Below are 3,634 nucleotides of genomic sequence, written 5' to 3'. Positions count from 1 at the left end.
TGAGCGGTGTGCCGCCGACCGCACCAGGGCCGGCCATCCCGCGACAACGGCGGTGTGGCGGCACGGCACAGCTTTTCTCTCCCGACCGGAAGGCCCCGCACGATGACATCCTCTTCCGTACCGGCTCCTCCCCGGAGCGCCCCGTTATCGGTGGTCGCCGTCGTGGGCAGCACCCACCGGCCGTCGAAGACCGCCGTACTCGTCGGAAGCCGGTGATCACCGCGACGGTCGCGGCCCAGAACTCCCGCTGAGACGCAACCACCCCGGCAGTGCGCGCGCATGATGCGCTCTTCCGCTGCCGATATCCACGGCCCTGACATGGGCCGTCACCGAAGTACTCCACCCGTCGCATCCTGCGCGGTCGGTCACCTCCGCCCTAGCCTGGGCCCACTCGGCCCGGCACGGGCGTAGCAATCTTCGTCATTCTTGTCCCTCTTCAGAAAGGCGCACCGTGCGTGCTCTCATCGTCCTGGCCGTGATCGGCTTCTTCGCCCAGCTCGTCGACGGTTCCCTGGGCATGGCCTACGGGGTGACCTCCACCTCCCTGCTGCTGCTGGCCGGGATCGCCCCAGCCTCGGCCTCGGCCATCGTGCATCTGTCCGAGGTCGGCACCACCCTGGCCTCGGGAGCCGCGCACTGGAAGTTCGGCAACGTCGACTGGCGGGTGGTCGGGATCATGGCCGTGCCCGGCGGGATCACCGCGTTCTTCGGCGCCCACGTCCTCGTCGGCCTGGACGGCGACGCCGCCAAACCGATCGTCTCCACCATCCTGCTGGGACTGGGCATCTACGTCCTCTACCGGTTCCTGCGCCTGCCCACCTCCCGGCCGGTGTTCACCGGCACCCTGCGCAAGCGCCTGCTCGTGCCCCTAGCCGTGGTCGCCGGGGCGCTGGACGCCATCGGCGGCGGCGGGTGGGGCGCGGTGGGCACCCCGACCCTGCTGGCCTCGAGCAAGATCGCCCCGCGCAAGGTCGTCGGCTCCATCGACACCTCCGAGTTCGTCGTCGCCCTGGGCGCCTCCCTGGGCTTCCTCACCGGGCTCGGGGCCGCCGGCATCGACTTCGCCTGGGTCCTGGCACTGCTGGTCGGCGGAGTGATCGCCGCCCCGATCGCCGCCTGGCTGGTGCGCCACCTGGCCCCGCGCATCCTGGCTGTGGCCGCCGGCGGGCTGATCATCTGGACCAACTCCCGCACCCTCGTCAACACCGACACCGGCCAGGCGCTGTTCGGCTCCGCCGGGACCGTGCTGTTGACCGGCATCTTCCTCGCCTGGATCGCCCTGATCGTGTGGGCGGTGCGCCGCGAGCTGCAGGTGCGGGCCGCCGAGCGGAGCCAGGCGCACACCCAACCGGTCGAGGCCTGACAGGCCACGACGACAGACCAACACCATCCACGGATCCGGTGCACCCTGCGGGGTGCACCGGATCCGTGCTGTCCGAGAGGTCACGGTGTCGCTACTGGCACGCGGGGACGACGTGCGGACGCCGCGACACAAATACCAGATGTCACGTCACAGTTTGACAAGTGTGTCGCTGGGTGTCGGCGACCTTGGTGGGCCTCTGAAAAAGTTCTAGCGTGGCTAGGTGTAGGAGGGCATGACGTTGTTGACTCGGGTCGGTGCCAGTGAGGCCGGAGGAGCTGTCCCGCGTCAAGTAGTTGGCAGGATTTCCTTGGTTTTGAATGTCGGGGTGGTGGGGTCGGCCAGGCCCAGGTGCACCTCCTTGGGCCGGTTCCATGAGATGGCCTCGTGGGGCCGGAGCTCGTTGTACTCGATCCGGTAGTCTTCGGCCCGCTCGGCGAGCACGATCGCGTCGTCAATCTCGTCCAGGTAGAGCCGTTCGTACTTCAGCGTGCCGAAGCCGCGTTCACGGGACCCGTTCTGCCCCGGGGTCTTCACTCGGGTGCGCACGTGGTGTAGCTCGGGGTGGGCGGCGATGAAGGACTCGAAGCGGAAGGACCGGAACGGCCCGCCGTTGTCCGTCACGATGGTCACCACGGGCAACAGCTCACCGGTCTCGGGATCGACCGGGCAGGCCTCGACCAGCGGGTGACCGAACATGGCCTCGTAGTCGGCCAGGGCCAACTCGATCGCGTCGATCGCGTCGTGCTGGTTCCCGGTGGGCGAAACGTGGAAGGGGTGCTCGTACTTGGACCAGTAGTCCCGGCACCCGGCCAGCCGCCAGGTCCCTCCGGTGGTGGTCTCGAACTCGCTGAAGTCCAGCTGCCAGACTTGGTTCGGGCCTGAGGGCTCGGTGGCGAACGCGGCCTTGCGCCGCTCGGCCAGCTTCCGTCGCTCCCGTTGGTACTGCGCGGGCAGAATCAGCCCCTCGTCGCGCAGGATCCGCAGCACGGTCGCCTCGGAAACCACATGCCCGTCGTGGCGGACCATTGCCCAGATCTTCCGATGCCCCCACGCCGGATGGGCCAGCGCGTGCTTGACCACCAGTTCCCTGGCGGCCTGCCGTCCCGGTTGCGGCCACGGTCCCTTCACCGCCGTCCCGGTGCGGGCCTTGGCCTGCCAGCGGCGCCAGGTCCGCTCGGGCATGTCGAAGAGCTGGCAGAACCTCGCGGTCGACATGCCCGCTTCCACGCGGATCACCTCGAGGTCCTCGAAGGGCCCAGCCGGCCCTCCGCGGACTTCTTCCACACCCTGGCTTCCAGGTGTGCCTCGCCCAAGGCCTGGGTCAGCTCGGCGACCTCGGCCTCCAGCTGTTCCTCTCGGGAGGATGGTCCGGACCTGCCGGCCACCAGGGCGGTCTTGCCGGCTTCCAGGAACTCGGCCTTCCACCGTCCGATGGACTGCTCACTGACCTTCTCCTTGCGTGCCGCTTCGGCGATGGACATCTCGCCGGCCAGCACGCTCAGCACTATCCGGGTCTTCTTCTCCGCCGGAATCGAGGGTGGTCTACCCATGTCTGACTCTCCTTCAGGACCTACATAACGGCCCTGCCACTAAGTCTGACGCGCGACAGAGCGTCTCCGCAGGAGGTATGAGGCCGATGGTAGTTGTAGTGGTTCACCCACACCGCCAGGGCCTCACGCCGAGCTTGCTCTGAGGTGTAGGGGCGGGCGTAGAGGACCTCGTCCACCATCAGCCGGTTGTACCGCTCCACCTTCCCGTTGTGACGCGGGGTGTAGGGTCGGATCCGGTGGTGCCGGCCTCCGAGCGAGACCACCTTCGCGGTGAAGTCCACGGCCCGGTAGTTGTTCCCGTTGTCCGTGATCACCCGGTCCACGGTGATGCCGTGCGCGGCGAAGAACGCCCTCGCCCGGCAGTAGAAGCTCACGGTCGTGGCCGCCCGCTCGTCCTCCAACGCCTCGGTGTAGGCCAGCCGGGTGAACCCGTCGATCGCCGAGTGCAGATAGGTGTACCCGACCCGTCGGCCAGGCCCGCGCTTGGCTGCTCGCGCGTTCTCGGAGTCCCGGCCGTGAGCACGCCAGCCGCCCCCCTCGGGGATGCGCCCGATCTTCTTCACGTCCAGGTGCACCATGTGCCCCGGCCCTCTCGCGGTGATCTTCTGGGGTCGTTGGCGCAGGTCCTCACCCGTGGGCGCGAGGTCTGGCAACCGGGAGATGCCCAGCCGGTGCAGCCACCTCCCCACCGTTCGGAGGCACAGCTGGTGGCCTTCGGAGG

4 protein-coding genes are annotated in these 3,634 nt (G+C 68.5%); 1 reads left to right on the top strand and 3 read right to left on the bottom strand.

Going from position 1 to position 3,634, the window contains the following annotated elements:
- The first annotated feature begins 451 nt into the window (after positions 1-451).
- Positions 452-1,363 (top strand): sulfite exporter TauE/SafE family protein, encoded by a 912-nt coding sequence (locus ACTSKS_RS10925; protein ID WP_216886189.1) that lies wholly within the window; start codon positions 452-454, stop codon positions 1,361-1,363.
- Positions 1,364-1,648: 285 nt separating this feature from the next.
- On the opposite strand, the gene ACTSKS_RS10920 is transcribed toward ACTSKS_RS10925, so the two are convergent.
- The 3 genes from ACTSKS_RS10920 to ACTSKS_RS10910 all read right to left on the bottom strand — a co-directional run.
- The gene (locus tag ACTSKS_RS10920) at positions 1,649-2,578 is read right to left on the bottom strand and encodes an IS3 family transposase (protein ID WP_152744531.1); all 930 of its coding nucleotides are present in this window, start codon (positions 2,576-2,578) and stop codon (positions 1,649-1,651) included.
- Positions 2,579-2,595: 17 nt separating this feature from the next.
- Complete coding sequence (locus ACTSKS_RS10915; protein WP_010080477.1) at positions 2,596-2,913, bottom strand: helix-turn-helix domain-containing protein; 318 nt, start codon at positions 2,911-2,913, stop codon at positions 2,596-2,598.
- A 20-nt stretch (positions 2,914-2,933) separates the two neighbouring features.
- On the bottom strand, positions 2,934-3,634 hold a 701-nt coding region (locus ACTSKS_RS10910; protein ID WP_442927553.1), incomplete at its 5' end, for an integrase core domain-containing protein.

It is taken from the genome of Micrococcus sp. TCR-5, from assembly GCF_052220525.1.
Lineage (GTDB): Bacteria > Actinomycetota > Actinomycetes > Actinomycetales > Micrococcaceae > Micrococcus > Micrococcus luteus.
Note: the sequence above shows the minus strand (reverse complement) of the source record. Positions and strands in the feature narration are given on the sequence as shown.